Origin of the sequence: Brachyspira innocens ATCC 29796 (assembly GCF_000384655.1) — a bacterium.
Taxonomy (GTDB): Bacteria; Spirochaetota; Brachyspiria; order Brachyspirales; family Brachyspiraceae; genus Brachyspira; species Brachyspira innocens.
This window is the reverse complement of the sequence record NZ_ARQI01000085.1, coordinates 1-24294: the sequence shown is the minus strand read 5'-3', so window position 1 is coordinate 24294 and position 24294 is coordinate 1. Positions and strand designations below refer to the sequence as shown.

At 26.2% G+C, this 24294-nt stretch carries 26 protein-coding genes; 14 read left to right on the top strand and 12 right to left on the bottom strand.

What is annotated here, in order from left to right; all coding sequences use genetic code 11:
* Together F811_RS15500 and F811_RS0103465 are read left to right on the top strand one after the other, a co-directional pair.
* A partial coding sequence (locus F811_RS15500; RefSeq protein WP_020003899.1) for a restriction endonuclease subunit S occupies nucleotides 1–956 on the top strand: 956 nt, incomplete at its 5' end.
* 99 nt (nucleotides 957–1055) lie between these two features.
* A complete protein-coding gene (locus tag F811_RS0103465; protein ID WP_020003898.1) occupies nucleotides 1056–2111 on the top strand; it encodes a hypothetical protein in 1056 nt (351 codons plus the stop codon).
* 748 nt (nucleotides 2112–2859) lie between these two features.
* On the opposite strand, the gene F811_RS0103460 is transcribed toward F811_RS0103465, so the two are convergent.
* The 4 genes from F811_RS0103460 to F811_RS0103445 all read right to left on the bottom strand — a co-directional run bounded on the left by F811_RS0103460 (nucleotide 2860) and on the right by F811_RS0103445 (nucleotide 7646).
* A complete protein-coding gene (locus F811_RS0103460; protein WP_020003897.1) occupies nucleotides 2860–4524 on the bottom strand; it encodes an ABC transporter permease in 1665 nt (554 codons plus the stop codon).
* An 83-nt stretch (nucleotides 4525–4607) separates the two neighbouring features.
* Entirely contained in the window at nucleotides 4608–5612 is a 1005-nt protein-coding gene (locus F811_RS0103455) for an ABC transporter substrate-binding protein (protein ID WP_020003896.1), read from the bottom strand.
* Between the two features lie 26 nt (nucleotides 5613–5638).
* Nucleotides 5639–6637: an ABC transporter substrate-binding protein gene (locus tag F811_RS0103450; protein WP_020003895.1), complete on the bottom strand. Its 999-nt coding sequence runs from the start codon at nucleotides 6635–6637 to the stop codon at nucleotides 5639–5641.
* Nucleotides 6638–6653: 16 nt separating this feature from the next.
* Nucleotides 6654–7646, bottom strand: a complete 993-nt coding sequence (locus F811_RS0103445; RefSeq protein ID WP_245555826.1) for an ABC transporter substrate-binding protein — start codon at nucleotides 7644–7646, stop codon at nucleotides 6654–6656.
* Nucleotides 7647–7869: 223 nt separating this feature from the next.
* Here F811_RS0103445 and F811_RS0103440 point away from each other — a divergent pair, with 223 nt between their 5' ends.
* From F811_RS0103440 to F811_RS0103420, 5 genes are all read left to right on the top strand, one after another.
* Nucleotides 7870–8982, top strand: a complete 1113-nt coding sequence (locus tag F811_RS0103440) for a tetratricopeptide repeat protein (protein ID WP_020003893.1) — start codon at nucleotides 7870–7872, stop codon at nucleotides 8980–8982.
* Nucleotides 8983–9052: 70 nt separating this feature from the next.
* Nucleotides 9053–9289, top strand: a complete 237-nt coding sequence (locus tag F811_RS0103435) for a type II toxin-antitoxin system HicB family antitoxin (protein ID WP_020003892.1) — start codon at nucleotides 9053–9055, stop codon at nucleotides 9287–9289.
* Nucleotides 9286–9429 (top strand): type II toxin-antitoxin system HicA family toxin, encoded by a 144-nt coding sequence (locus F811_RS16940; RefSeq protein WP_020003891.1) that lies wholly within the window; start codon nucleotides 9286–9288, stop codon nucleotides 9427–9429. Before F811_RS0103435 ends, F811_RS16940 begins: the two co-directional genes overlap by 4 nt.
* A gap of 166 nt (nucleotides 9430–9595) precedes the next feature.
* Nucleotides 9596–9763, top strand: coding sequence for a BrnT family toxin (locus F811_RS16845; protein WP_020003890.1), 168 nt, complete (start codon nucleotides 9596–9598; stop codon nucleotides 9761–9763).
* A gap of 128 nt (nucleotides 9764–9891) precedes the next feature.
* Nucleotides 9892–10107 carry a hypothetical protein gene (locus F811_RS0103420; RefSeq protein WP_020003889.1) on the top strand — a complete coding sequence of 72 codons (216 nt, stop codon included), beginning with the start codon at nucleotides 9892–9894 and terminating at the stop codon, nucleotides 10105–10107.
* Between the two features lie 73 nt (nucleotides 10108–10180).
* Here the strand turns inward: F811_RS0103420 and F811_RS16210 are convergent, their stop codons facing one another.
* From F811_RS16210 to F811_RS0103405, 3 genes are all read right to left on the bottom strand, one after another.
* Nucleotides 10181–11485, bottom strand: a complete 1305-nt coding sequence (locus F811_RS16210; RefSeq protein WP_020003888.1) for a hypothetical protein — start codon at nucleotides 11483–11485, stop codon at nucleotides 10181–10183.
* A 304-nt stretch (nucleotides 11486–11789) separates the two neighbouring features.
* Nucleotides 11790–12599, bottom strand: coding sequence for a bifunctional hydroxymethylpyrimidine kinase/phosphomethylpyrimidine kinase (thiD, locus tag F811_RS0103410; protein WP_020003887.1), 810 nt, complete (start codon nucleotides 12597–12599; stop codon nucleotides 11790–11792).
* Nucleotides 12600–12611: 12 nt separating this feature from the next.
* On the bottom strand, nucleotides 12612–13316 hold the full coding sequence (locus F811_RS0103405; RefSeq protein WP_020003886.1) for a response regulator: 705 nt from the start codon (nucleotides 13314–13316) through the stop codon (nucleotides 12612–12614).
* 442 nt (nucleotides 13317–13758) lie between these two features.
* Between F811_RS0103405 and F811_RS0103400 the strand changes: the two genes are divergently transcribed.
* The 5 genes from F811_RS0103400 (at nucleotide 13759) to F811_RS0103380 (ending at nucleotide 19853) form a co-directional block, all read left to right on the top strand.
* The gene (locus F811_RS0103400; protein WP_026364329.1) at nucleotides 13759–15192 is read left to right on the top strand and encodes an alpha-amylase family glycosyl hydrolase; all 1434 of its coding nucleotides are present in this window, start codon (nucleotides 13759–13761) and stop codon (nucleotides 15190–15192) included.
* 31 nt (nucleotides 15193–15223) lie between these two features.
* On the top strand, nucleotides 15224–17623 hold the full coding sequence (locus F811_RS0103395) for a GAF domain-containing sensor histidine kinase (RefSeq protein ID WP_020003884.1): 2400 nt from the start codon (nucleotides 15224–15226) through the stop codon (nucleotides 17621–17623).
* Between the two features lie 45 nt (nucleotides 17624–17668).
* On the top strand, nucleotides 17669–18472 hold the full coding sequence (locus F811_RS0103390; protein WP_020003883.1) for a hypothetical protein: 804 nt from the start codon (nucleotides 17669–17671) through the stop codon (nucleotides 18470–18472).
* Nucleotides 18473–18512: 40 nt separating this feature from the next.
* Nucleotides 18513–19592: a DUF3810 domain-containing protein gene (locus F811_RS0103385; RefSeq protein WP_020003882.1), complete on the top strand. Its 1080-nt coding sequence runs from the start codon at nucleotides 18513–18515 to the stop codon at nucleotides 19590–19592.
* Between the two features lie 81 nt (nucleotides 19593–19673).
* Nucleotides 19674–19853, top strand: a complete 180-nt coding sequence (locus F811_RS0103380) for a hypothetical protein (RefSeq protein WP_020003881.1) — start codon at nucleotides 19674–19676, stop codon at nucleotides 19851–19853.
* On the opposite strand, the gene F811_RS0103375 is transcribed toward F811_RS0103380, so the two are convergent.
* The gene (locus F811_RS0103375; RefSeq protein ID WP_020003880.1) at nucleotides 19850–20734 is read right to left on the bottom strand and encodes a DMT family transporter; all 885 of its coding nucleotides are present in this window, start codon (nucleotides 20732–20734) and stop codon (nucleotides 19850–19852) included. The two genes, F811_RS0103380 and F811_RS0103375, sit on opposite strands and share 4 nt — an antisense overlap.
* A 157-nt stretch (nucleotides 20735–20891) precedes the next feature.
* Here F811_RS0103375 and F811_RS0103370 point away from each other — a divergent pair, with 157 nt between their 5' ends.
* Both F811_RS0103370 and F811_RS0103365 read left to right on the top strand, forming a co-directional pair.
* Nucleotides 20892–21365, top strand: coding sequence for an STM3941 family protein (locus F811_RS0103370; protein ID WP_020003879.1), 474 nt, complete (start codon nucleotides 20892–20894; stop codon nucleotides 21363–21365).
* 2 nt (nucleotides 21366–21367) lie between these two features.
* Nucleotides 21368–21943, top strand: a complete 576-nt coding sequence (locus tag F811_RS0103365; RefSeq protein ID WP_020003878.1) for a hypothetical protein — start codon at nucleotides 21368–21370, stop codon at nucleotides 21941–21943.
* Between the two features lie 20 nt (nucleotides 21944–21963).
* Here the strand turns inward: F811_RS0103365 and F811_RS0103360 are convergent, their stop codons facing one another.
* From F811_RS0103360 to F811_RS15480, 4 genes are all read right to left on the bottom strand, one after another.
* Nucleotides 21964–22431, bottom strand: a complete 468-nt coding sequence (locus F811_RS0103360) for a hypothetical protein (protein WP_020003877.1) — start codon at nucleotides 22429–22431, stop codon at nucleotides 21964–21966.
* A 116-nt stretch (nucleotides 22432–22547) separates the two neighbouring features.
* The gene (locus F811_RS0103355; RefSeq protein ID WP_020003876.1) at nucleotides 22548–23039 is read right to left on the bottom strand and encodes a Spy/CpxP family protein refolding chaperone; all 492 of its coding nucleotides are present in this window, start codon (nucleotides 23037–23039) and stop codon (nucleotides 22548–22550) included.
* A gap of 44 nt (nucleotides 23040–23083) precedes the next feature.
* A complete protein-coding gene (locus tag F811_RS0103350; protein WP_020003875.1) occupies nucleotides 23084–23281 on the bottom strand; it encodes a hypothetical protein in 198 nt (65 codons plus the stop codon).
* A 184-nt stretch (nucleotides 23282–23465) separates the two neighbouring features.
* A complete protein-coding gene (locus tag F811_RS15480) occupies nucleotides 23466–23981 on the bottom strand; it encodes a DUF4349 domain-containing protein (RefSeq protein WP_281167077.1) in 516 nt (171 codons plus the stop codon).
* Nucleotides 23982–24294: the final 313 nt, after the last annotated feature.

The window sequence follows — 24294 nt, the reverse complement described above, 5'->3', positions numbered from 1 at the left end:
ATTGTGGAGAAGTATATTATATTACTCCACAATTACTACCGTATAAAAATAATGCTCTAGCACCTAATGCTATATTAGTAAGAAGCGATAATACTAATAATAAATTTTTAAGCTATATATTTAAAGAAAAATTTTTTCAAAAACAATTAAGAAAAATTATTTCAAATGCTGGGCAACCTAAATTTAATAAAACTGATTTAAAAAAAATTAATATTCCACTCCCGCCAATAGAAGTACAAAAAGAGATAGTGCGTATATTAGACATATTTACAGAATATCAAGATTTATTAAATAGAGAATTAATATTAAGAAAAAAACAGTATGAGTATTATATGGATAAGTTATTGACTTTTGGTGATGATGTTGAATGGAAAGAATTAAAAAAAGTTTGCACAGACTTTATTGTTCCTATGAGAGATAAACCTAAAATATTTAATGGTAATATTCCTTGGTGTCGTATAGAGGATGTAGAAGGAAAATATTTTAATACATCCTTATCAGGAAGATTTGTTTCAGATGAAATAATAAAAAAAATGAATTTAAAAGTTTTTCCTATAGGTACAGTAATTTGTTCCTGTAGTGCTTCTTTAGGAACTTACGCTATAAATACCCAACCTTTAATTACAAATCAAACTTTTATAGGCATTGTATGTGGAGATAAATTAAATAATCAATATTTGCGTTATTATATGGAGACACAAACTAAAAAACTTACTTCACTTTCTAATGCTGGTACTATTCCATATATTTCAAGACAAAAATTTGAAAATTTAAAAATACCAGTACCGCCATTAAAGGAACAGGAACGAATCGTTAAAATACTTGACCGTTTCGACACTTTATGTAATGACATTACTAGAGGGCTGCCTGCGGAGATTGATATGCGTAAAAAACAGTATGAATACTACAGAGATAAATTATTAACATTTAAAGAAAAGAAGAAAACTAAAGAGTAATAAGATGCACGTATAGTGTACATTTTAATCATTAATAATTTATGGTATATGTAAAACAGAAGTAAGCTTAATGATAAATGATAGAAAATATTTACTATTATGAGAATATATTTTATTTTTTTTATTTTTTTTATATCATCTATAGCATTTGCTGATATAACTCCTAAGTTTGGTATAAAAAATAATTTTAGTTATATAGATATGAAAGAAACGGAATTTATACCAAATTCTATTTTAAGCAATGATACTTATTTTTACTTGGGTTTTGAATATCTTAATAATAATTTTTATTTTTCATTTAAGCCTGCATTAAGAATATACACCAAAGATAACAGAGATATTATTTATGATAACGGTAATTTTATAAAACAAACAGACAATAAAGCATATATTTCTTTTAATTTTGATGAACTTCAGTTTACATATATAAATAATATTTTGGGTTTTTATATAGGTAAAAGAAAATTCCATTTCGGAGAAGGTTTTAATAGGCAGTATATGTTTGTTGGAGAGAGTGTATTATATAATGATTTTGACGCTTTATATAACAGCGAACTTAATTTTTATCAGAACAATATAACACATTCTATAGGATTTATCACAGACACAAAGTCTATAGATTTACTAGAAGAACCAAAGTATTACAGAGCTTGGTATTATTTAAAATATTCTTCTTCGCATTTGGGTTTAATGGCTATTACAAAATATACTTATGACTTAACACTTAAAAATAGTTTAATGCTTGGTTTTGAGGCTTCATATATATTTGATATAGGGCTTAAACTATATGGAAATGTTACTTACAATATTTTAAGCGGCAACTATATAGGAAAAAGTCTTAATGATATAAAAAGTTTATTAGGTATTAATTATACTTTTATTTATAATTATGATTTTATATTAAGTCCTTATGTAGAATATTTTTATGAGGATAGTCATTCATTTTACTCTATAGGCGTTTATTTATCTTTTCTTAATAATTTGTTTAATATAATAACTTATTTTTCTCATTCTCCTAATTATAAAATGGATTTAAATACTAAACTGCTTATCAATTATAATAATTTTAGTTTTACTTTTAATTATTATACTCCATTTAAATATAATGAAGTTTTGGAGCATGTATTTGAGATAGGTTTGGAGTATAATTATTAAATATAGAATTAATAAATTTATTAATATGTATTATAGTTGTTTAAAAAGTATTTGACAAACTTAAAAATTTTTGCTATATACCTAAACAATTATAATTTGTCAAAAAATGAATTTTTAAATTTAGAAATTTGAAGGGCTTTGCCATTGTGAAGTATACAGTGTGACTACTAAGTCTTATTACACAAAACACTAATAATTATAAATATTATTTTTAATTATTGTATAATAATACATACTGAAAATTCTTAAGTTTGTCAAAAGTTAGTTTTTCAAATTTATTGTTTGTGGTGGCTTTGCCCCCACACCTCCAGTTCTTTTGCGACCGTAGGAAGTGCCTGTGGTATTGACACAAAGAACCAAAAAGACTGCATTTTTTAGACTAAATTTAGGATATACACTACATTTAATACGTATATATAAAATATAAAGTTCTACCAATTGCGTATTTATTAACTTTTTTGTGCTTCAAAAAAGTAATAATTATATATAAAGTGCATCAGTTGAAAAAATAAAATCATTCCAGTATATATAAAAAACAGCCTATCAAATAAATGGGGTTTTACTTGATAGGCATTTTTAAGAAAACATATGATAAAAAATAAAAACAATCTATATGTATAGTATACTATATATTGTTTTTGTCAATACAAAATTTAAAAATATTTTTAAATAAATGAATTAATTTACAACTTTGACGTGTAATATCTTACATATTATACAAAATTTTACATATTATACAAATAACTCTTTATAGGCTGATTTCTTTCTGACGGCTTATCTTAAAAAATATAATAAGCGATATGATAGTAGTAAATGTAAGTATAGTAGAAAGTGCAGCTGCAGTTCCATAGCTTGCTCTAATAACTTCCTGATAAATTGCTACTGACATAGTACGCGATTTTGTTGTATAAAGTATAATAGAAGAGCTTAATTCATTAATAACCGTAATCCAGCTAAGTACAGCCCCTGACAATACACCCGAAAGCATTAATTTTGCTGTGATATTAAAAAAAGTTTTTATTTGAGAAGCACCAAGACTTATAGAAGCCTCTTCCATATTCTTATTTATTTGGTAAAGTATAGCCGAACTTGACCTTAATGTATAAGGAAGCCTTCTTATTACTAATGATATTATAATGATTATAGAAGTACCAGTTAATATTATAGGCGGTTTATTGAATGCAAGTAAAAAGGTTATTCCTAGTATTGAACCAGGTATTACATATGGAAACATTGATACTATATCAATTATATTTGTTAGTACATTTTTTCTTCTTGACGTTATATAAGCTGTGAGCATTCCTATTATAATTATTAATATAATTGTAATTATGCCGTATATATATGTATTTTTTATAGATGATGCTAGTGAATGAAATATTGTTATATAGCTTTCAAATGAATATTCATTAGTAAATACGGATCTATTTGTTTTAAGAAATGAAGTATATATAACTGTCATTTGAGGAAGCAAAGATATAAATATTAAAACATATAAAAATAAATGAACTAATATAGCTTTAATACCTTTTATATTTTTTGGTTTTATAGTATTTATGGAATTAGCTGCATAAGATTTTTTATTTACAATATATTTTTGTATAATAAACATTATTGTTGTAATAACTATCATTATAACAGACATAGAAGCAGAAAAATTAGCATTACTTCCAACCTCACTTATAAACTCAGAGTATATCATAGTAGGCATAGTTCTATATCCTTCACCTATGAGCATAGGAGTACCGAAATCAGCTAATGCATTCATAAATACGATAAGACTTGCTGATAGTATAGTAGGTTTTATTAAAGGTATGGTAACAGTAATATTTCTTATAAAGCTTGAAGCCCCCAAACTTTCTGAAGCCTCTAAAAGAGAATCATCTATTTTGCTTAAAGCCCCGCTTACATACATAAATATAAAAGGATATAATTTTAATGAAAAAACTAAAAGTATTCCTCCAAAACCGTATATTGTAGGAATATTAATACCTATATATGAAAAAAATCTAGTTATAACCCCGTTTCTTCCAAGAAGCAGTATCCAAGAATAAGCACCTATAAAAGCAGGAGACATCATAGATATTATTATTAATATCTCTGCTGTTTTTTTTCCTTTTATATTATACATCTTCATACAATATGCCAAAGGAGTACCTATTAATACAGCAAGAATTGTTACTGAAATAGTTACTGTAAAACTGTTTATTAATGTGCTGTAATAATATTTTTTTGTAAAGAATTTGATAAAATTATTTAATGTCCAAGCATCTGTTTTTATATCTTTAAAGCTGCTTAAAAAAAGTGAAAATAACGGATAAACTAAAAATAAAGCAAATATTAAAACAATTAAAAAAGTAATACATGTCCAAAAGTCCATTTTTTTGAAAAAATATTTTATATTATTTTTCATAATTATACTTCTAATTAGTATATTTTTCGTATTTAGGTATTTCTATTTTTTAAGCAGCTTATATAGTAATAGCCTATATATGTTTATGAGACTGTAACTATATTTTTAAACTTTTCAAGCCAAGCATCTTTATTTTTATCAACCATCTCTTCATCTTCTTTTATATCATTTATGTTTTCAAGCGGTATAAGTATTTCAGAGCCTTCTAAATTTTTTATTATTGCTCTTGTAAATAACTCATCATTAATAATTTTTTGAGCATCGTAGCTTGTTACATAGTCAACAAATTTTTTGGCATTTTCTAAATGTTTAGCATTTTTTATTATAGCCATAGAATGAGCTTTAGTAAGCACTCCCTCTTTCATATATACCACTTCTATAGGAGAGCCTGTATGTATATAGTTTGCAGCAGCACTTTCAAATGTAAGACCCACAGCATATTCACTGTCAGCCACTCCTTTATATACTGCTGATGAACTGCTTAAAAGTTTGCCGTCCAAATTAGCGTATAATTTTTCAATATAATCCCAGCCATTATCTGGATTACCTCCTCCCATAGCATAAAGCATATTAACTAACTGTTCAAAAGAAGATGATGATGTTGTAGGATCATTGAAAGCTATTTGTCCTTTTAATGCTGGATTAAGCAAATCAGCATATCCTTCTATTTTTATATCCTTTATCAAATTCGTATTTATTATTAATACACTAGGGCTTAGCATAAAACCAGTGATATATTTTTCTTTGCTTCTGTAATCATCGTATATGTTATCAGCATTTGTTGAAACGTATTCTTCAAAAAGGCTGGAATTGTATTTAAGTATATTTTCATTTGCAGCAAAGAATATATCACCTAAAGGATCATTTTTTTCTGCTTCTATTCTTTTTATTATTTCAGCAGTACCAGCTATAATAATTTCTACGTTTATATCAGGATTCTTTTGCTTAAAATCTTCTGCCAATCTGTCAATAAAGAATCTAGTTGCAGGAGTATAAATTACTAAACTGTTTTTGTTATCTTCTTTTTTTGAGCATGAAGATGCAAATATCATTGTTAATGTTAAAAATAATAAAATAACTTTTTTCATGGTTGTTTACCTCTTTTTATTTTTTATTATATGCTTATAATAATATCTTTAAATTTTGAAAGCCAAGTATCTTTATTTTTATTTACTATTTCATCATTATCATGTATTACCTTAATTTCTTCTATAGGAAGAAGTATATTTGATTTTGGTAAATCTTTTCTAATAGCTCTGGCATTAAGTTCTTCATTCATTTTCTTTTGTGCATCATAGCTTGTAATATAATCAACAAATTTTTTAGCATTTTCTAAATGTTTAGCATTTTTTATAATATATATTCCGTCAGCTTTCATTATAACGCCTTCTTTCATATATACTAATTTTACTGGAGAGCCTGAAGCGGCATAATTGGCAGCAGCATTTTCAAAAGTAAGTCCTACAGCATATTCACTGTCAGCAACTCCTTTATATACTGCAGAAGAACCGCTCAATAGTTTACCATCTAAATTATATACGAATTTTTCTACATATTCCCAACCGTTTTCTGGGTTTCCTTCTCCCATAGCGTAAAGCATGTTAATTAAATGCTTAAAAGATGATGAAGATAATGATGGATCGGTATAGGCTATTTTACCTCTTAAAGCTGGATTAAGTAAATCAGTATATCCTTCTATTTTTATATCTTTTGTAAGATTTGTATTTACTATAAGGATACTTGGTATTGTAGTAAATCTTGTTATGGAACCTTCTTTATTCTTATATTCATCGTATAAACTGTTTTCATTTGTAGAAATATAATCCTCAAATAAATTTAATTTGTCTTTTATAAGATTTAAATTAGCTCCCCAAAGTATATCACCAAGAGGTGTATTTTGTTCTGTTTCTACTCTTTTTATTAATTCACCCGTACCAGCAGCTATTAACTCAGTTTTTATATTTGGATTTTTCTCTTCAAAATCTTTTATAAGTGGCTCTACAAAGTCCAAAGCATGAGGCGAATATATAACTAATCTGCTTTCATCTGATGTTTTGCTACTGCAAGAATAAAAAATAAGGCTTATAAAAGTGAGTATAAAAATATTTTTCATTTTTAATATCCTAATATTATAAGTTTTCTATAATGGTTTTGAATCGCTCAAGCCAATTTTCCTGATTTTCTTTTACGAAATTATCTATTTTTTCTAATTCAGCATTATCTGTAATAGCATTAATATCATTTATATTTACTAAAATAGGAGAGCTGCCTAAATCTTTTCTTATGGCTCTTGCATTAAGTTCATCATTCATTTTCTTTTGAGTATCAAAGCTAGTCATATAATCCACAAACTTTTTGGCATTTTCCAAGTTTTTAGCATTTTTTATAATGTATATTCCAGCAGGCTCCATTATAACGCCTTCTTTCATATATACTAATTTTATAGGAGATCCTGCAGCAGCATAATTGGCAGCAGCATTTTCAAAAGTAAGTCCTACAGCATATTCACTGTCAGCAACTCCTTTGTATACCGCAGAAGAGCCTGTTAATAATTTGCCGTCTAAATTAGCACATAATTTATCTATATAATCCCAAGCATTATTTATATCATCTTTACCCATAGTGTATAGTATAGTAACTAAATGCTTAAAAGAAGACGAAGAAGAAGAAGGATCATTAAAGGCTATTTTTCCTTTTAACTTTTCATTAGTTAAATCGCTGTATCCTTCTATTTTTATATCGCCTATAATATTGGTATTAACTATTAATACACTTGGGCTTATCATAAATCTTGTCATTGAGCCTTCTATATTTTTATAGCTGTCCATTATCTCATTTTCATTTGTTGTTATGTAATTCTCAAATAGATTTTGATTATTTTTAACCAAGTTAATATTAGCAGCCATTAAAACATCACATAAAGGATCATTTTGTTCTGTTTCTATTCTTTTTATTAATTCGCCTGTGCCTGCTATAATGACTTCTACATCTATATTTGGATTTTTGCTTTTGAAATCTTCTATCAATGGGTCTATAAAATCTCTTGATGAAGGCGAGTATATTACTAATGATGATTTTTTAGGAATATCTTTACTGCATGAAAATACTATTACAAAGACCATTAACAATATAACTGTTCGTATTAACTTATTAAAAAAATACATGGCTTTATCCCAAAATTATTTTGCAATAAAATATACCATATTGTTTTTTTGTCAATAAAAAATACCTTGTTTTTTATAATAATATGCTATATAAGTTTACATAATAAAAAAATGCTAATAAAAGTTATCATAATATCGATAATTATGTTAACATTTTAATACTAGGACTGTAATCTATATTATGAAAAGCAAAATAGCCTCTACAGCGTATACTTTAATCAAAAAAAAGAAGTATAAAAAAGCAAAAGAGTTTCTTCTAAATAATAAATCGAGAATTGTAAATGATGCAGATGCACTTGCTATGCTTTCATTTGCTGATATATTTTTAAAAGATTTTTATGGTGCTGAAGAACTTTCAAGAAAAGCTCTTAGAGAAGACAGTTTTTGCATTAACGGTATGCTTGCAAAGGCGTATATAAGTCTTAATAATGGACATAGAGAAAATGCTTTGAGAGAATATTTCAGAATATTAGATTTAGAGCCTGAAAATAAAGTTGCAAAAGATAATATAGAGAGAATAAGATTTTTAACTAATAATGCCAGAGGCGATGAGATTAATCCCAGATCATATTTACTAGGCAAAAAGAAAATAGCAGTATCAAAATTTCTTCTTCTTATTCCAATAGCATTTATACTTACATTTGTTTCATACATAGCAATAGACAGATTATACCCAAAAATAAGATATGTACTTCTTGACAAAGACCAAAAAGAGTTAAGAGAAAAACTAGAGAATGTTTACTTATTTGAGGGACTTGAAGACGGAAAGATACCAGAGAGTGCAAAAAGTCCTACATACTCACCTCGCGAAGTAGCTGAGATGTTTGACAAGGCTAAAAACAATATGAGAAGTGCATCTGTTAATGAAGCTGTTATGATAATAAATGGTGCATTAAAAAGCGACATTAACGAATATTTAAAAGAAAGATTTAGAGTTTTAAAAGAGTTTGTAATAGCACCAGACTACAATATATTTAGAGAAAGTCCTAGTTATCTTACTGTAGCTGAGAATTACGACCTATACAATGGCGGATATGTGAAATGGAAAGCCGATGTAAACAGAGTAACTCAGACTAATATTGACGGCATACCTAAAAAGAAAGCAAGAATACTAATTTATGACACTAATGATAAAGACATCGCTGGTGTTGCCGATTTAATCGTGAATGTAACTGTAACATTAGAGCCTAAAAACTATATAGAAGTGTACGGTAAGATTTTGGGTTATGATGCTAAACAGAAATCTATACAGCTTGAAGGTCAGATTATAAAACATTTGCCTAAGAAGAAGTAAAATTATTTATATAATTGCATAATCATCAAAAAACTATATAATAAAAAAATATTTGTTAATAGGATTTTGTATGTCTAAATATGATTTTAATATTATTATAGAACAAGATGAAGATGGAATGTATATAGCAACAGTACCTGCATTAAAAAGCTGTTATACTCAAGCAAAATCAATAGATGAGCTTTATGTAAGAATAAAAGAAGTTATAGAGCTTTGTCTTGAAGTTGAAGAAGAACATAAATATTTAAAAGATGATTACAAATATAATAAACTCATAAAAGCTGACAAGGTAGAAGTTAGTATATGAGCAAATTATCTATATGTGATTCAAAGACTATGATTAAGATTTTGATGTTATTAGGATTCAAAGAATTAAGACAAAAAGGAAGCCATAAATTTTTTATCAATGATAAAGGACTTACTACAGTCATTCCAGTTCATAATTAAGATTTGACAAGAGGTTTAATAAGAAAAATTTTAAAAGATATAAATATCACTATAGAACAATATGAGAAACTAAAAAAAGAGATTTGATTATAAAGCATTTGCCTAAGAAGAAGTAAAATATATTCATCACTATTGATATTATAGTGTAATTATATAAAATAATATTATGATAAAATTTGAATGGGATAACAATAAAAATCTTATAAATATAAAGAAACATAAAATTTCATTTGAAGATGTAATATATGTTTTTTTATATAAAAATGCACTCATTATGAAAGATGAAGAACATTCTGATTATGAGGACAGATTTATTACAATTGTAAATATTTAATATAAAGTTTATTGTTGTTGTTGTTCATACAGACAGAACAAAAAATTCTAATGAAGAAGTTATAAGAATCATATCAGCTAGATATGCAACTAAAAATGAAATTAATCAATACTATAATAGGTGGAATTATGAGTGATATAAAAAAAGAATACAATTTTTCAAAAGCTCAGAGAATTACAGATTTTGAAAATGGTAAATTTTTTATTAATAATGAAGATATAGAAACTCCCATTTATTTAGATAAAAAAATATTATCTGAACTAGAAATTTTATCCAAGCAGTCAGAAACCTCAATATCAGAAATAGCTAATGAAATACTTTCAAAATACCTAATGAGTAAATAATCTCAAGCCCCTTTAGCAAATTTCCTAAACGCAGTAACAGTCTGCACCGAGCCGTACCAAAAAGCAATTTTACCTAAAAAATAACAAATACCTGAAAAAATTGTTTTATGTAATTTTGTCCTGATAATATTGATAATCCATCATAATTGGTTGGATTTAGAAAAATAAAGAAACGATATAAAAAATTGCTTGTTTTACTTTGACCAATAAATAAGTCATATATTATTTTTAATGGTACTTTTCCAAACACTATACCTGATATAATTAATATTAACAAGTAAACATATATTTGAATTTCTTTTTTTATAAATTTTATAGATAATAATAAAATTATAAATATTGATAGTATAAAATGCCAAGTATTATTTACGATTGAAAAATAAAAACCAAAAAAAGTTAAATTAGTTAATAATGTTATAATAAAAGCCTTAACCCAATTCTGCCCATTGTCGCTGTAGAGTGAACTTAATTCAATTGAAAGTATATCTCCTAAAGTTTTTAGATTTTTATCCTTTTTAAATTGTTCTTTTAATTCTTCTTTGTGAAGTTTAGTTTCTTCAGCTTGATATTCTAATGCTTTTATATAATTAGATTTTTTTAATTCTTCATTTTTTAGTATTCTTGCAGTTTGTGAATTTAAACAATTTTTTATACAGCTATTTATCATAATAACATTATCGTTTAAAACTGTGTTGGATAAATCAATTTGAATTATATTTGTATTTTCAAATATAAATTTATTATTTAAATTAGTATTAATAATATATAATCTGTTAATATTATTTTCTTCATAATTATTAAATGAAATATATGCATCATTGTTTTTTAAAATAGCATTAGAAAATAATAATTCATTATTTATTTCTGCTTGATAAAATTCAATTGATTTGTATATTTCAACTAATTCAAATATGCAGTTTCCAATAATATCAAATTTAATAAAATTGATTTCTTCATAGAAATTTGTTTTATTAAATCTCATTGAAGATGTAATTTGAGATAATATAAAAATAACAGGATTATTAAAATCGCATAAAATAAATGATAATGGGAAATTTATAGTATTATGATCAAAATAAAATTTGTTAAATTTTATATCTATAAAAGTTATTGAAACAAAGGTAAAATCGTCATTAATGGTAGAAATACTACATTTTTTCAAAAAAGTTATTCTTTCAAAAAATAAATAAAAATGAGAAGTATTTTTTTCTTTTGAAATGATATCTAAAATATCTCTTAAATAAAAGTTAAAATCTATAATTCTATGTATATTAGAAACAACTATACTAAAATAATCATTATTATTATAAAAACCGCTATTATAATCTATTATATCTTGTATAAAGTCTTTTTTATTTTTATAAATTTTTTGTTCCATAAAAAGCTCTTAAAAAATTATACCCCAATTATAACCCAAATACTTAAATCATCAACAATATATAAAATGATATTAATAATTGCAGTCTTTTTGCTTCTTTGGGTCACCAAAAGAAGTAGCTTTTTTGGTACTTTTTTGGCTAGTCAAAAAAGTACATAACCTTTTTGAGGTAGAAATTAAATAGCTTTATATAGAATAAATTATATATCAAAATGCTTCTATTATAAATAAAAATTGTTCGCTTTAAGGCTCTGTCAAGTAAACTTTCCAGAGGCTCACAATTTTTATTAAAAAAATTTATTTATTATATATTCAAATGCTTCCAAGCGTCATAGAAATGATTTACAGGACCATGCCCCTTTCCAACGCTGTCGGTTTTGGCTGATTGTAAGGCATTAAATAAATATTCCTTTCCGAGTTTGCAGGCTTCAAGCGGTGTTTTTCCATGTGCTATATAACTGCAAATCGCTGCCGATAATGTACAGCCTGTGCCATGTGTGTTTTTTGTATCTATTCTAGCGGCATCCAAAAATTCTTTGCCTTCTTTATTCATAAATAAATCTCTAGAAAGCTCGCCTTCCATATGTCCGCCTTTAAGCATAACATTTTTTGCCCCCATATCTAGTATCTCTTTTGCGGCATTAATCATATCTTCATCGGTTTTGATTTTTCTTGAAGTTAAATCTTCAGCCTCTGGTATATTTGGAGTAACTACAGTAGATATTGGAAGTATACGGCTTTTTAAACTAGCAACAGCCTCTTCTAATAATAGCCTGTCCCCACTTTTTGCCACCATAACAGGGTCAACTATGATAGGTATATTTTTGGCATGAGTTTTTAAGAAGTCCGCTACTAATTTTATTATATCGCTGTTAAAAAGCATTCCTATTTTAATGGTATCTGGTATAATGTCATCAAATATGCAGTATAACTGTTCTTCTATGGCTTTTAATTCTATACCGTAACAGTTTCTCACTCCTTGAGTATTTTGTATTGGTAGGGCAGTAAGTACACACATTCCATAACATCCTAATGCCGAAAAAGTTTTCAAATCTGCCTGTATTCCAGCTCCGCCCGAACCATCAAATCCTGCTATAGTTAATGCCTTTATCATCACTATTATCCTTTATTTTAATTTTTCTATGTATTTATCGTATATAAACTTGCATATTAGTTTAGAATTAAATGCAGATAATTCATCAAAAGTTCCTACATATTCATTTCCTATTTTTTCGGTTATTGTTATAGAGAAACTTATTTTATATGAACTTATAGCCATAGAAGCATTTTTTATAATATGTCCCACTTCTATACTTGCTTCTTCAGGAGGCATAATAAATTTTAATCCTATAGGCGACATCTCTATTATCATACCATGAAGTATCTGTCTTACTCCATCATGCCTAAATACTAATTTAAAATTATCCAAATCATTAATTACTATATGTTTTAATTTTTTAGGTTTAATATTTGCTTTTTCTAAAAGTAAAGTAAATCTGTTTAAAAAATCCTTCTCATTAAAAGGCTTTAATAAAAATCCAGAAACGCCTATACGCATCATCTTGCTGAAAAACTCTTTACTTGGATTTTCAACATGCACTATAACATGAACATTATACCTATCATCTAAATATATTTTCTCTAAAATATCAGCCATCTCTTCATCGCTTTCATTAACTTCTATAATAGCTGCAGTAAAAGGAAGTTTCCCAAACATAGATAGTATGCTTTTTTTATCCTTTACTGCCACTACTTCATATCCTGCAGTTATAAGAATGCTGATAAGACTGTCTCTTGTCTGTAAAGATGAATCATAAACTAATATACGCATAATATTATACCTAATAAAAACTATATTGTTTATTATATAATAGAAACAATTAAAATCAATATTATATATTAACTAATTGTTTAATAGCTTTGTTTTATTAGAGATTAAAAATCTTGATATCTATATTTATATATGGCAAAACGATTACTATACAGTATGTTTTTTATTTTTAATATAGCTAAAGTTTATATTGGTCAAAATTCTATAATGTAATGTTTATAATATTATATATAAAACAATAAATTTAATTATTAAACAAATATAATATACTATTTATATTATTATTTATAGAAATGTAAAAATATTATTATATAATTTTAAACTTTATAATGTTCTTCAAATGTTCATAGCGTATAAAATTAATAAATATAATAGTGTTTTTATTATTAAAATACCGTTATAAAAAGTTGTTTTTTTTTATTATTCGTATATAATTATAGGAATGAGAGTATCTGGATATAATTTGTTTCCGCCGCTTTTAGGGCATATAAAAAATTGGTACAGCCATGTTGATAGAATCAAGGCTATGGGTTTTGAATGGATATATATAAATCCTATTACATATCCCGGTTTCAGCGGAAGTTTATATGCTACTAAATATTATTATCAGTATAACCCTTCATTTTTTACAAGCAGTAATCAAAATATAGCTGAAAAAGAGTTAAAAGATTTTATATTTTATTGCCGTAGTAAGCAGATTAAAGTAATGATAGATTTAGTTATCAATCATTCTTCAAAAGACTGTAATTTGACTCAGGAGCATATAGAATGGTACAAAACTAAAGACGGAGCTTTGCAGTCGCCGGGGGCTTGGGATAATGGCAAATGGATTGAATGGGGCGATTTGGCTATATTCAATAATAAAAGAGATCCTAATGAAAAAGATGAAGAAGAAACAGAAAAAACAAATAAAGAAAATGATAATAATGAGAATAATGCTGAAGCAGTAAATGGTGAAATATTAAATCCTATATGGTATTATTGGAATGATTTGATAAAACATAATCTTGATTTAGGATTTGAAGGTTTTAGATGCGATGCTGCATATAAAGTTCCTAAAGAATTATGGAAATATTTGATAGATAATGCTAAAGAACACAATAAAGATGTTATATTTTTTGCAGAGAGTTTAGGCTGTTCTATTGAGGATACTGAAAAACTTATAGATGCAGGATTTGATTATGTGGCAAGCAGTGCTAAATGGTGGGACTATGATGGAGAATGGTTTGTAGAGCAGTATGATTTGGTACGCAAAAAATGCAGACAAATAGCTTTTCCTAGTAATCATGATACTAAAAGACTTATTACGGAATATGACGGAAATATTTGGAGAGTAAAGCAGACTTTCTTATTTACGGCTATAGTATGCGATATGTGGATGATAACTACAGGCGATGAATACGGCTTTATAAACAGATGCAATGTTGTAGGCGGAAGTGAGAAAGATTATGAAAATATAAGCTATGATTTAAGCGAATATATTAAAAATATTATAAGTTATGTAAAACAAAATAGTATACTTGCCGACTGCGGTGAAATAGTTTCTCTTGATATAGAAGAAAAAAAGAGACTTGAAAAATTAAAAAAAGAATATGAATATCATGAGCATCATGAATATTATGAAGACAGCAGTAAGGAAGAAAATAATAAAAAAGATCCTTTTAGGAAATTTTATAAATACAGTTTGGACGGTAAAGATAAACTTTTAATAGTTGTAAATATTACATCTAAAGAAAGGCTGCTTGATGCTAATAAATACGGTATTAAGTATGATATATCTTTTGAGAATGCAGTTAGTAATATTACAGATACAGTAAAAATGCTGCCGTATGAACTTAAAATATTTAGATTAAGAGAAGAAACTTATTGGGTATAGAGTATTAAAAATTATATAAGGCGTTTGTTTTATGGAAGAGAGAAAATCGATAGACAGTTTTTTTTCAGATTTATCTATGGGACTTCTTTTTGCGGAGAATACCAATGAAATAGACAGAGTTGTTGATTTATTTTTGGAGAAAACTTGTCAATATTACGGATTTGACTGCGGAGAGGTATATTTTCCTAAAGGTGATTATCTTATATTAAGAGGAGTATATGGTATAGACAGATACTATGTATGTAAAGTAGATTTTCCTATAGAGGCCAGTCATTGTAAAGATGTATTATATGAACAAAAAATTTTTATAGGTGAAAATATTAATCATACAGATATAGAAGTATTTTCTAATTATGCATCTATTTTTGTACTTCCTATATTTTTCTATGCTCACCCTATAGGTGTTGTTGTATTTAGAAATAAAGAAAACAAAATCGAATTTTACAGAGAAATAGTTGATGAAATAAAAAATGTTGTAGGTCATTTTGCTGTTTATGCTAATAATGTACTTCAAAGTGTAACATACAAAGAAAGAGATAAGCAATTAAAACTTCTTAGAGAGCTTTATTTAAAATTAAGCGATGTAGATGATTTTGAAAATAATCTTAATAATTTAGCTTCGGATATTGCTAATATTTTTACAGCAAGTAAGGCTTTTATTAGACTTAGAGATGAAGATAATAATTTATATTTAAGGTCAAGCTACGGATTTCCAGAAAACTTTGACTATTCCATTTTTGAAAATAATATATATATAAAAGAATATTGGGATAATAATATCTTTTTTATAAATAATGCCGCCAAGAACAAATATTATAATAGATTTGAAGGTATAATAAACAGATCTGTTCTTTTCAATAGGATACCATCAAAAAAAGACTGTATAGGATATATTGCAGTTATAGATAAGATTCCAGATGCTGTTAATCCTTTGGGCGATTTTGACGTTAATGATCTTAATTTATTTAATCCTCTTTTAGCTAATATATCGAGCAGAATTTCAGAACATTACAGCATGATAGCATTAAGCAAGGCTAATGAGAAAAATACAAAGCATATGTCGCGTTTAAATACATTGTATGATATAAGCAATATTTTATTAGAGCGTTCTAAGACTGAAGATATATTATTTTTGCTTCTTACAATTACTACTATAGGAGATGTATTTGCTTTTAATAGGGCTTTTGCTTTTCTTTATGATAAGGAGTTTAATGTATTTAGAGGGCGTATGTGTGTAGCCCCTAAAAATGCTCAGGATGCTGGAATGATATGGAGTAATATGCAGAACTTAGACAAGTATGCTCTAAGAGAAAAATTAATGCTTTCTTTTGATAAAAGAAGTGTTGAAGATGCATGGGATTTGAATCAGCAGTTTTTAAATACTGTTATACCAAATAATGAAAATTGTCAGCTATTTTTCGATGTATTTAATAATAAAGACAGTATTAATGTATTAAATGTATATAACAATGATAAAGTAAATCAAATAAAAAAATACACCAATATATTCGGAGATTATCCTTTTGCTATTATACCAATAATGAACTCTGTTAATTGTATAGGTATGATAGTTGTTGATAATCCTTATAATGGAAATCCTATACCTGAAGATGATCTTGATTATTTAAAAATGTTTGGAAGGCAGGCGGCTGTTGCTTTGGAATATTCCTCTCTTTATAATGAGATGGAAAAAAATAATAATGCTCTTAAAGCAGCACAAAAAACATTGCTTGATTTAAAGAGCTTGGCTATAATAGGAGAGATGAGCTCTTCTATGGCACATAATTTAAGAAACTTTATAGTACCTATTGCAGGATTTGCAAATAGACTTGTTAAAGTAAGCAAAGATGAAACTATTAAAAATTATGCTCAGATAATAGCTAATGAAGTAGAAAATTTAGAAAATTATATTAGAAGGAATTTATCATTTGCTAAAAGTATTAATTTGGAAGTTGATAATATAAAAATTGATGACATGATAAAATATTTGACTATTCTTTCAAAAGAATACATTAAAAAAAGCGGTAAAAATATCAAATTCTATGCTTTAAAAATGACAAAAGAAGATGTTGTAAGATGGGATTATGACAGAATGAATGAGGTAGTGTTTAATCTTATTATTAATGCTATAGATGCTATAGAAGATAATAAAGATGGTTCATTTATCAGTGTTATATTTGATGATAATGCTTACAGGGAATCTATGATAGATATAGTAGTTGAAAATACTGATTCATATATAGAACCAGATTTGGCAGAGAAGATATTTACTCCGTTTTTTACTACAAAAAGTCATGGTGTAGGTATAGGGCTTGCTATATCTAAGAGAATAGTTGAAGCTCATGGGGGAAGTATGGTATTAAAAAGTGTTAATGATTCTTTAAAAATAACAGCTTTTTTTGTTTCTATCCCTGTTAGTTTAAATAATTAAAAAATTAAGAGCGTTTTCCGACAATAAAAGTGTGGAGATGTAATTATGGCAAAAATAAGCGAGGCTGCAAAAGCCGAATGTACCAGAATGCAGAATAAATATAAAGATCTGCTTGCTGGTGTAGAATCAAAATTAGTAAAAGTAGAAAAAGATTTATTAATGTTAGAGGATCATTTTGAAATATGCAAAAAGAAAATAGATGCCGCTGTACTTTATATTCAGGCTTCTTCTTTTATTGCAACTACATGCTATATTGCCATAGAATATATAGATGTGCGTTCTGATAATCAGCTTAATGATGGAAGACGCTATATTAATAAGGCGATTATGCTTTTGGAAGAGGTTTTTGGAAATCATACTGATGATTCATTATCTTTAAATGAAGAAATACATGATTATTTAAGAGATAAATTAACAGATGAATGGAAATATAAATTCATATGCTCTTTCGGATATATTATAGATTATTTCAAATACTGCTACGGAGAAAACTCCAAATGGCTTCAAAACTTTGTTGAAATAGAAGGAAGATTTGCTACTTTGGGTAAAAATATGATAGATTTTAAAACATATATCAGAGATTTAAGCCCAGAAATAGAAGGATATAAATACAGAGTTAAAATGATGGAGCTTGTAAAAAAATTATTAGCCGCTTCTGCTGAACAGTACAGGACAAAATATGAACTTCAGGATAAAAGATTAGATGATATGAAAATGGCTTTAAATATAATAGCTTCGCTTAGAAGAATACATGTATATTTAAATGAATCTGAAGAGTCTGAAGAAAAAAAGAAAATGTATGACTTGTGGAAAAAGAAAATGGATGCCGACATAAAAAAAATGAAGTAGTTTTGACAATTTTCTCTTTTTTAGTATAATATTAATTAAGATGAAACTAAAAATAACATTAATATTATCACTTGTTTTTATTGCTGTTATATTAAAAATAATAACTTTTTCTAAAAAATTTGTAGAAAACTTTTATTCTAGGACTATATACAAAACTATAGCAGGTTCTTTAAATAAACTCTCTTCAAATGTAAGTTTTTCTGTGGGAGAAGTTCTGCTTTTTATTTTTATTATAGCAGTTATTTTATTTGTAATAATTGCTTTAAAGTATTCTTTTTTTAATCATAATATAGCTTCAATTAAAGAAAAAATAAAAACAGCTTTAAACTTTATATATGTTTTTATATGTTTTATAATACTAGTATATATAGTTTTTATGTTGGTATGGGGACTTAATTATTACAGAGTGCCTTTAATAGAGTATTATGCAAATAACAGCAGTATCACAGATGATGATATATATAATTTGGCTGATAGGCTTATAAGAAATGTTAATGATCTTAAAGATGAGATAAAATATACTGATATTAATACTAATTATCAAGTATTAAATAGAATTGTAGAAAGCGAATATAATAAGGTATTTGAATATTTTGAGTTTCTTAATATGCATTATTCAAAAACAAAACCTATAAAGATATCAAAATTATTTTTACATCTGCAGATAACAGGAATATATTCTCCTTTTACATCAGAAGCTAATGTTAATATTCTTATTCCTAGTGTATCTATTCCATTTACAATAGCACATGAGATGGCTCATCAAATAGGTATAGCTTATGAAGATGAGGCTAATTTTATATCATATGTGGCATGCTCAAAAAATACAGATGCTTTTGTAAGATATTCTGCCAATTTTGAGGCACTTCTTTATGTTCTTGGAGAGATAAAGAGAGATGAAAATTATTCTCATTTGATGTCTAATTTGAATAGTGATACTAAAGATGAAATAAAAAAATATTATGAGTTTTGGCAGGGATATTCTGGACAATTATCTAAAGTAAGCGAAAAAGTTAATGATACATATTTAAAAGCTAATAATCAGCAGTATGGAGTAAAAAGCTATTCTAGAGTTGTAAGATTATTAGTACTTTATTATAAAAATAATTCTAATCTTTAATGTTTTGAAATTTTTACGATAATTATTAAACATTGATTTTTATAATTTTAAGTATAATTACAGACTTTTAAAAGGTATTTTATGAAATTAGATGAGCCTCCTTATTTTTATCAATGCAAAAGATGTAAAAGAAGATTTTCATTAAGAAGAAAAAAGTATACTATAAATTTACTTATTTTTAAAATTAATCCTCAAAGATGTCCTTACTGCAAAAGTTCAAGAACTAGAAATATTGATCATATTGTAAAAACAGATGATTAATTTTTATTAGTATTTATACTTAATAATGTTAAAGCTGTGATTGTTAATATAATACCTACAACTGAAAAAATATTTGGTATTTCATTAAAGAATATAATTCCGAATACTGATGCTGCAATAGGTTCGCATGAAGCAAGTATAGAGGCTTTTCCAGTATCCATATAATTTAATGATACAGTATAAAATACATATGGCAGTATTAAAACTAATAGAGAATGAAGTATTATAAAAATAAATATATTATTATCTTTTTTTATTAAATCTATAATTAAATTCCAATCAGAAAAAGGTGCTGTTATTATAGCAATAAATATAAAAGCATATAGAGTAATAGTAAGAGAATGATATCCTTTAAGCATAGCTTTTTTTGATATTATACTATAAAGTGCATATGAAAAAGCAGCAAGCAGTCCGCTTATCACACCCCATAATGATATTTTTACTTCTGATTTAACTATATTGCTTACAAGTATGCATCCGAAAAATGCTAATATAATAGATATTAATTTTTTTAATGTAATTTTTTCTTTGTATAAAAAATATGATAACAAAAGTACGAATATAGGAGACAGACTTAATAAAACTGCTGCCAAAGATAAAGATAAAAAACTAACGCTCTCATTAAAAAATATATTTACTCCAAGCATTCCTATTAAAGCAGCCGATATAAATATGAATATATCTTTTAAATGTATTTTTATTAATGATTTATTATATAAAAATATTGATACAAACATTATAACAGATGCGGTTACAGCCTTTGAAGATACTATTGTTATATTGTTCATTGATAATTCTGTTGATTTTCTTATAAATATACCAGTGGCACCCCATAGTATGCCTGCTAGTATAGGAAAAATTGGCACTATTTTTTTTAGCATTATATAATACTCTTTACACTTTTTACCTATTTGTTATTTTGAAGGATTTTAAATTAAAATTATTATTTGTCAAATGCATTTGTACTATTGAATTGTTATTGAATTGTTTTTTTATTTAATATATATGTTATAATAGTTATTAAAAGAGGCACTTAAAATGTATAAGGATTTACCAAAAATTGAAATATATAACAGCAAAAGGAAATTAGCTTTATTATTATTATTCTCTTCTGTTTTTATTGTAATTTCAATATTAGCTTTTCTACATTCAAATTCTTACAAGAAAATATTATTTACTATTAGTTTATTATTTTTTTTAATATGTTTTTTGGTGTTTATAGTTCAGTTACTAAAATTGGGAAAACCTATAATTATTTTAGATGAAAATGGTATAATGTATAATATTCTATTAAAAAATAAAAATATATTTGTAAAATGGATTGATATTAAAGAAATATATTTTTCAAAAACATTTATATATTTATACTTAAAAGAAGAAAGCAGTATATTAATGAATAGAAAAAATCCTGATGAACCTATTGTTTTTTATATGTCTGAATTAAAAATGAAGAAAGATACTGTCATAGCTATGATTACATATTATTTTGAAAAAAGCACTGGGATTATTTGATTATGAAAGATATCAATAAATTATTTTCAAACAGTAAATTTTCTGTTAAAGTTTATATTAATAATATTAGGTATTTTGCTGTAATGATGATAGGATTAATAATTGCTATTCTTCTTATAAGCGTATTATTTACAGAAGCTGACAGCGAGATGAGGGCGGCTATTATATTTGTAGTATGCTTTTTTATTTTTGGTGTTATTATACTCTCTATAATTTTGATAAAAAGTATTTTCTTTAAAATACCTAGTTTTATATTAGATGATAAGGGAATATATTATAATAATTTATTAGTAAAAAGTTATATATATGTTCTTTGGAAAGAGATAAAAGATTTGGATATTATAGGAAGTTATCTTTTTATATATTTAAAGGATCCTCAAAGTTATTATTTAAGAAAGTTTAAAGGCAGGGTAATATCAGAAAATCCTTTATATATACATTTGGGCGATTTGGATATAAGCAATAAATTTATTAATAGCATGTTTGACTTCTTCTATGAGAATTACGATGACTTTGACGATGATAAAAATGCCAGCAAAGAAGAAGATTATAAAAAATACTACAGGGATTACTATTAATAATTTTTACTAAATTAATTTTATTTAAAATTTCTGTTTATATCAAGTTCTCTCAAAGTTCTAATCATCTGCATTTCCATCTGTATTCTAAAATTATCATTAACAGCACTATTTACAGCATTATTATTAGGATTTTTCTGATTTATTTGTGCCTTAATTGTAGAATTATTTATTTTCATCTGGTTTTCAAGCATTCTGTATCTTGGAGAATATCTTCCATTTATAGCTTCTAATTTTTGTCTGTCTCTGTAGCTCATATATCCGCTTCCGAAATAATGAAATCTTCCGTTTCTATAGTATGTTTTAGTATATCCGGGGTTTGCAAATCTTGGTGTTGTGAGATCATTTTTATACGGATAAAGAGGTATTGCAGATTTTGCTCTTGGAGGTACATAAGGCTTTACATTTCCAACCCTAGGAGCTGGGCTATAATAATATTGTGAAAAAGCTAAACTAGCAATACTTAAAAATAAAAATAATATTTTCATAGTTGTACTCTCCTTATATATTTATAATTTTTAAAACAAATAAAACTAAAAAAAATAAAAGCTCCCGCATAATAATTTCACTATTACACGGGATATTAAAGTTGAGCGATTAAAAATTATTTATTTTGGTATACTTTGTCTATTTCTAAAAAGCATTGAGTTCTCAATTTTTGTAAATCAGCAGATGCTTTGCTTCTTGCATCTATTGCAGCATTGATAGCATTTTGATCTGGAGCATCTTTTCTCATTTCTGCATTGATATTTTGTGTTTGATTATATATTTCTCTTCTTAAAGTATCCATTTGAGGGAAATATTTATCCTGTATAGTTCTTATTTGATCAATTTGTTCTTGAGTAAGCTGATTGTTATAATATCCGTAATAACCTCTTCCATATCCTGCACCGTAACCAGCACCATATCCGCCTCTGTGATAACCAGCACCGTAATATCCTCTTCCGTATCCAGCACCGCATCCGCCTCTACCATAACCAGCACCGTATCCTCTTCCATAACCTCTGCCGTATTGAGCAAATAAAGATACTGAACCAAAAATCATAATTGCTATTGATATTAATATAATTGCTTTTTTGTTAATTTTGTTTGTCATGTTTTTTCTCCTTTTTTTATTTATAAATAATTTTTATTTATTTTTTATTGTGCATTGTAATAATAACAGCCGTTATAATTTCCTCTGTATCCGTTATTATATCTGTAATCAGAATTATTATATCTGCCATAGCCTGAATTATAACCGCAATAATTTCCTCTTCCGTATCCGCCTCTTCCATATCCTCCTCGTCCGTAACCTCTTCCATACTGAGCAAATAAAGATAAAGAAGCAAGAAGCATAATTGCTAATGCTGTAAAAATGATGACGCCTTTTTTTATACGTTTTCTCCTTAATTTTATTTTTGTTATTTTTTGTTTTTCTTATGCTTTATTAGACGCAGACTATATTTAAAAGTTCCCAAAAATTTATGAAATTTGATAAAAAAACGATTTTTTTTGATATACTAGGTGTAAGTATTATAATTTATTTAATTTTTTTGTATAATTTTTTTATTAAACCTATTTTTCCAAAGCATATATAGTAAAATAATGCTGCTATTAGCACTATAGGTATTGAAACTGCCACAAAACCAATTAAAAAGAATCCTATTGAAGAGAAAAATGCTTTTAAAAATGAGATTAAATTTATGTATTTATTATAAAGATTATTATTTCCAGACTTTATAGCTTCTCTGTCTGAAATATTTAAAGTTACTTTAGAATAGTTTACGGACGAATTAAGATTTTCTAATGTTCCTTTCATAGATTCTATTTCATATGTTAAAGTGTTAATTCTGTCTTCTACTTTTAATATTTCATCTATATTTTTAGCCTCTCTTAAATAATTTCTTAATTTTTCTAATAATATTTCTCTGTTTTTTATTCTGTTTTCTGTATCATAATATGTATCTGTAACATCTTTAGTATTAATATTTTTATTTTCTACATTCTCATTTTCTTCTAAAAATAAAATAAAATTATTTAAATTTTCTTTAGGTATTCTTATTTGATAAATCCAAGCAATAGACCATCACACAACAGCGAATAAGCGGGATTTAACGGGATAAAGCGGTATTTAGTGAAATGTAAAAAGAAAAAGAACCAACACATTATGCAATTAATTTAATAATTTTTATATGTAAAACGATGAAAAAAACTCATTTTAATATATTTATAAAACTATTACAATCTAACAGCAATTGGAAAATACACATTCCTTTTCATCGCATTAATTTCAGGTACTTGATTTGTAGGATATTTTTGTATACACTCTTTTGATAAGTACAAAGCATCTTTAACAGTTACAATATATT

What these genes read in the sequence shown, in the direction of transcription:
- F811_RS0103465 (WP_020003898.1), top strand. Translation starts at nt 1,056, where the DNA reads ATGAGAATATATTTTATTTTTTTTATTTTTTTTATATCATCTATAGCA.
- F811_RS0103460 (WP_020003897.1), bottom strand. Translation starts at nt 4,524, where the DNA reads ATGAAAAATAATATAAAATATTTTTTCAAAAAAATGGACTTTTGGACA.
- F811_RS0103455 (WP_020003896.1), bottom strand. Translation starts at nt 5,612, where the DNA reads ATGAAAAAAGTTATTTTATTATTTTTAACATTAACAATGATATTTGCA.
- F811_RS0103450 (WP_020003895.1), bottom strand. Translation starts at nt 6,637, where the DNA reads ATGAAAAATATTTTTATACTCACTTTTATAAGCCTTATTTTTTATTCT.
- F811_RS0103445 (WP_245555826.1), bottom strand. Translation starts at nt 7,646, where the DNA reads ATGGTCTTTGTAATAGTATTTTCATGCAGTAAAGATATTCCTAAAAAA.
- F811_RS0103440 (WP_020003893.1), top strand. Translation starts at nt 7,870, where the DNA reads ATGAAAAGCAAAATAGCCTCTACAGCGTATACTTTAATCAAAAAAAAG.
- F811_RS0103435 (WP_020003892.1), top strand. Translation starts at nt 9,053, where the DNA reads ATGTCTAAATATGATTTTAATATTATTATAGAACAAGATGAAGATGGA.
- F811_RS16940 (WP_020003891.1), top strand. Translation starts at nt 9,286, where the DNA reads ATGAGCAAATTATCTATATGTGATTCAAAGACTATGATTAAGATTTTG.
- F811_RS16845 (WP_020003890.1), top strand. Translation starts at nt 9,596, where the DNA reads ATGATAAAATTTGAATGGGATAACAATAAAAATCTTATAAATATAAAG.
- F811_RS0103420 (WP_020003889.1), top strand. Translation starts at nt 9,892, where the DNA reads ATGAGTGATATAAAAAAAGAATACAATTTTTCAAAAGCTCAGAGAATT.
- F811_RS16210 (WP_020003888.1), bottom strand. Translation starts at nt 11,485, where the DNA reads ATGGAACAAAAAATTTATAAAAATAAAAAAGACTTTATACAAGATATA.
- thiD (WP_020003887.1), bottom strand. Translation starts at nt 12,599, where the DNA reads ATGATAAAGGCATTAACTATAGCAGGATTTGATGGTTCGGGCGGAGCT.
- F811_RS0103405 (WP_020003886.1), bottom strand. Translation starts at nt 13,316, where the DNA reads ATGCGTATATTAGTTTATGATTCATCTTTACAGACAAGAGACAGTCTT.
- F811_RS0103400 (WP_026364329.1), top strand. Translation starts at nt 13,759, where the DNA reads ATGAGAGTATCTGGATATAATTTGTTTCCGCCGCTTTTAGGGCATATA.
- F811_RS0103395 (WP_020003884.1), top strand. Translation starts at nt 15,224, where the DNA reads ATGGAAGAGAGAAAATCGATAGACAGTTTTTTTTCAGATTTATCTATG.
- F811_RS0103390 (WP_020003883.1), top strand. Translation starts at nt 17,669, where the DNA reads ATGGCAAAAATAAGCGAGGCTGCAAAAGCCGAATGTACCAGAATGCAG.
- F811_RS0103385 (WP_020003882.1), top strand. Translation starts at nt 18,513, where the DNA reads ATGAAACTAAAAATAACATTAATATTATCACTTGTTTTTATTGCTGTT.
- F811_RS0103380 (WP_020003881.1), top strand. Translation starts at nt 19,674, where the DNA reads ATGAAATTAGATGAGCCTCCTTATTTTTATCAATGCAAAAGATGTAAA.
- F811_RS0103375 (WP_020003880.1), bottom strand. Translation starts at nt 20,734, where the DNA reads ATGCTAAAAAAAATAGTGCCAATTTTTCCTATACTAGCAGGCATACTA.
- F811_RS0103370 (WP_020003879.1), top strand. Translation starts at nt 20,892, where the DNA reads ATGTATAAGGATTTACCAAAAATTGAAATATATAACAGCAAAAGGAAA.
- F811_RS0103365 (WP_020003878.1), top strand. Translation starts at nt 21,368, where the DNA reads ATGAAAGATATCAATAAATTATTTTCAAACAGTAAATTTTCTGTTAAA.
- F811_RS0103360 (WP_020003877.1), bottom strand. Translation starts at nt 22,431, where the DNA reads ATGAAAATATTATTTTTATTTTTAAGTATTGCTAGTTTAGCTTTTTCA.
- F811_RS0103355 (WP_020003876.1), bottom strand. Translation starts at nt 23,039, where the DNA reads ATGACAAACAAAATTAACAAAAAAGCAATTATATTAATATCAATAGCA.
- F811_RS0103350 (WP_020003875.1), bottom strand. Translation starts at nt 23,281, where the DNA reads ATGCTTCTTGCTTCTTTATCTTTATTTGCTCAGTATGGAAGAGGTTAC.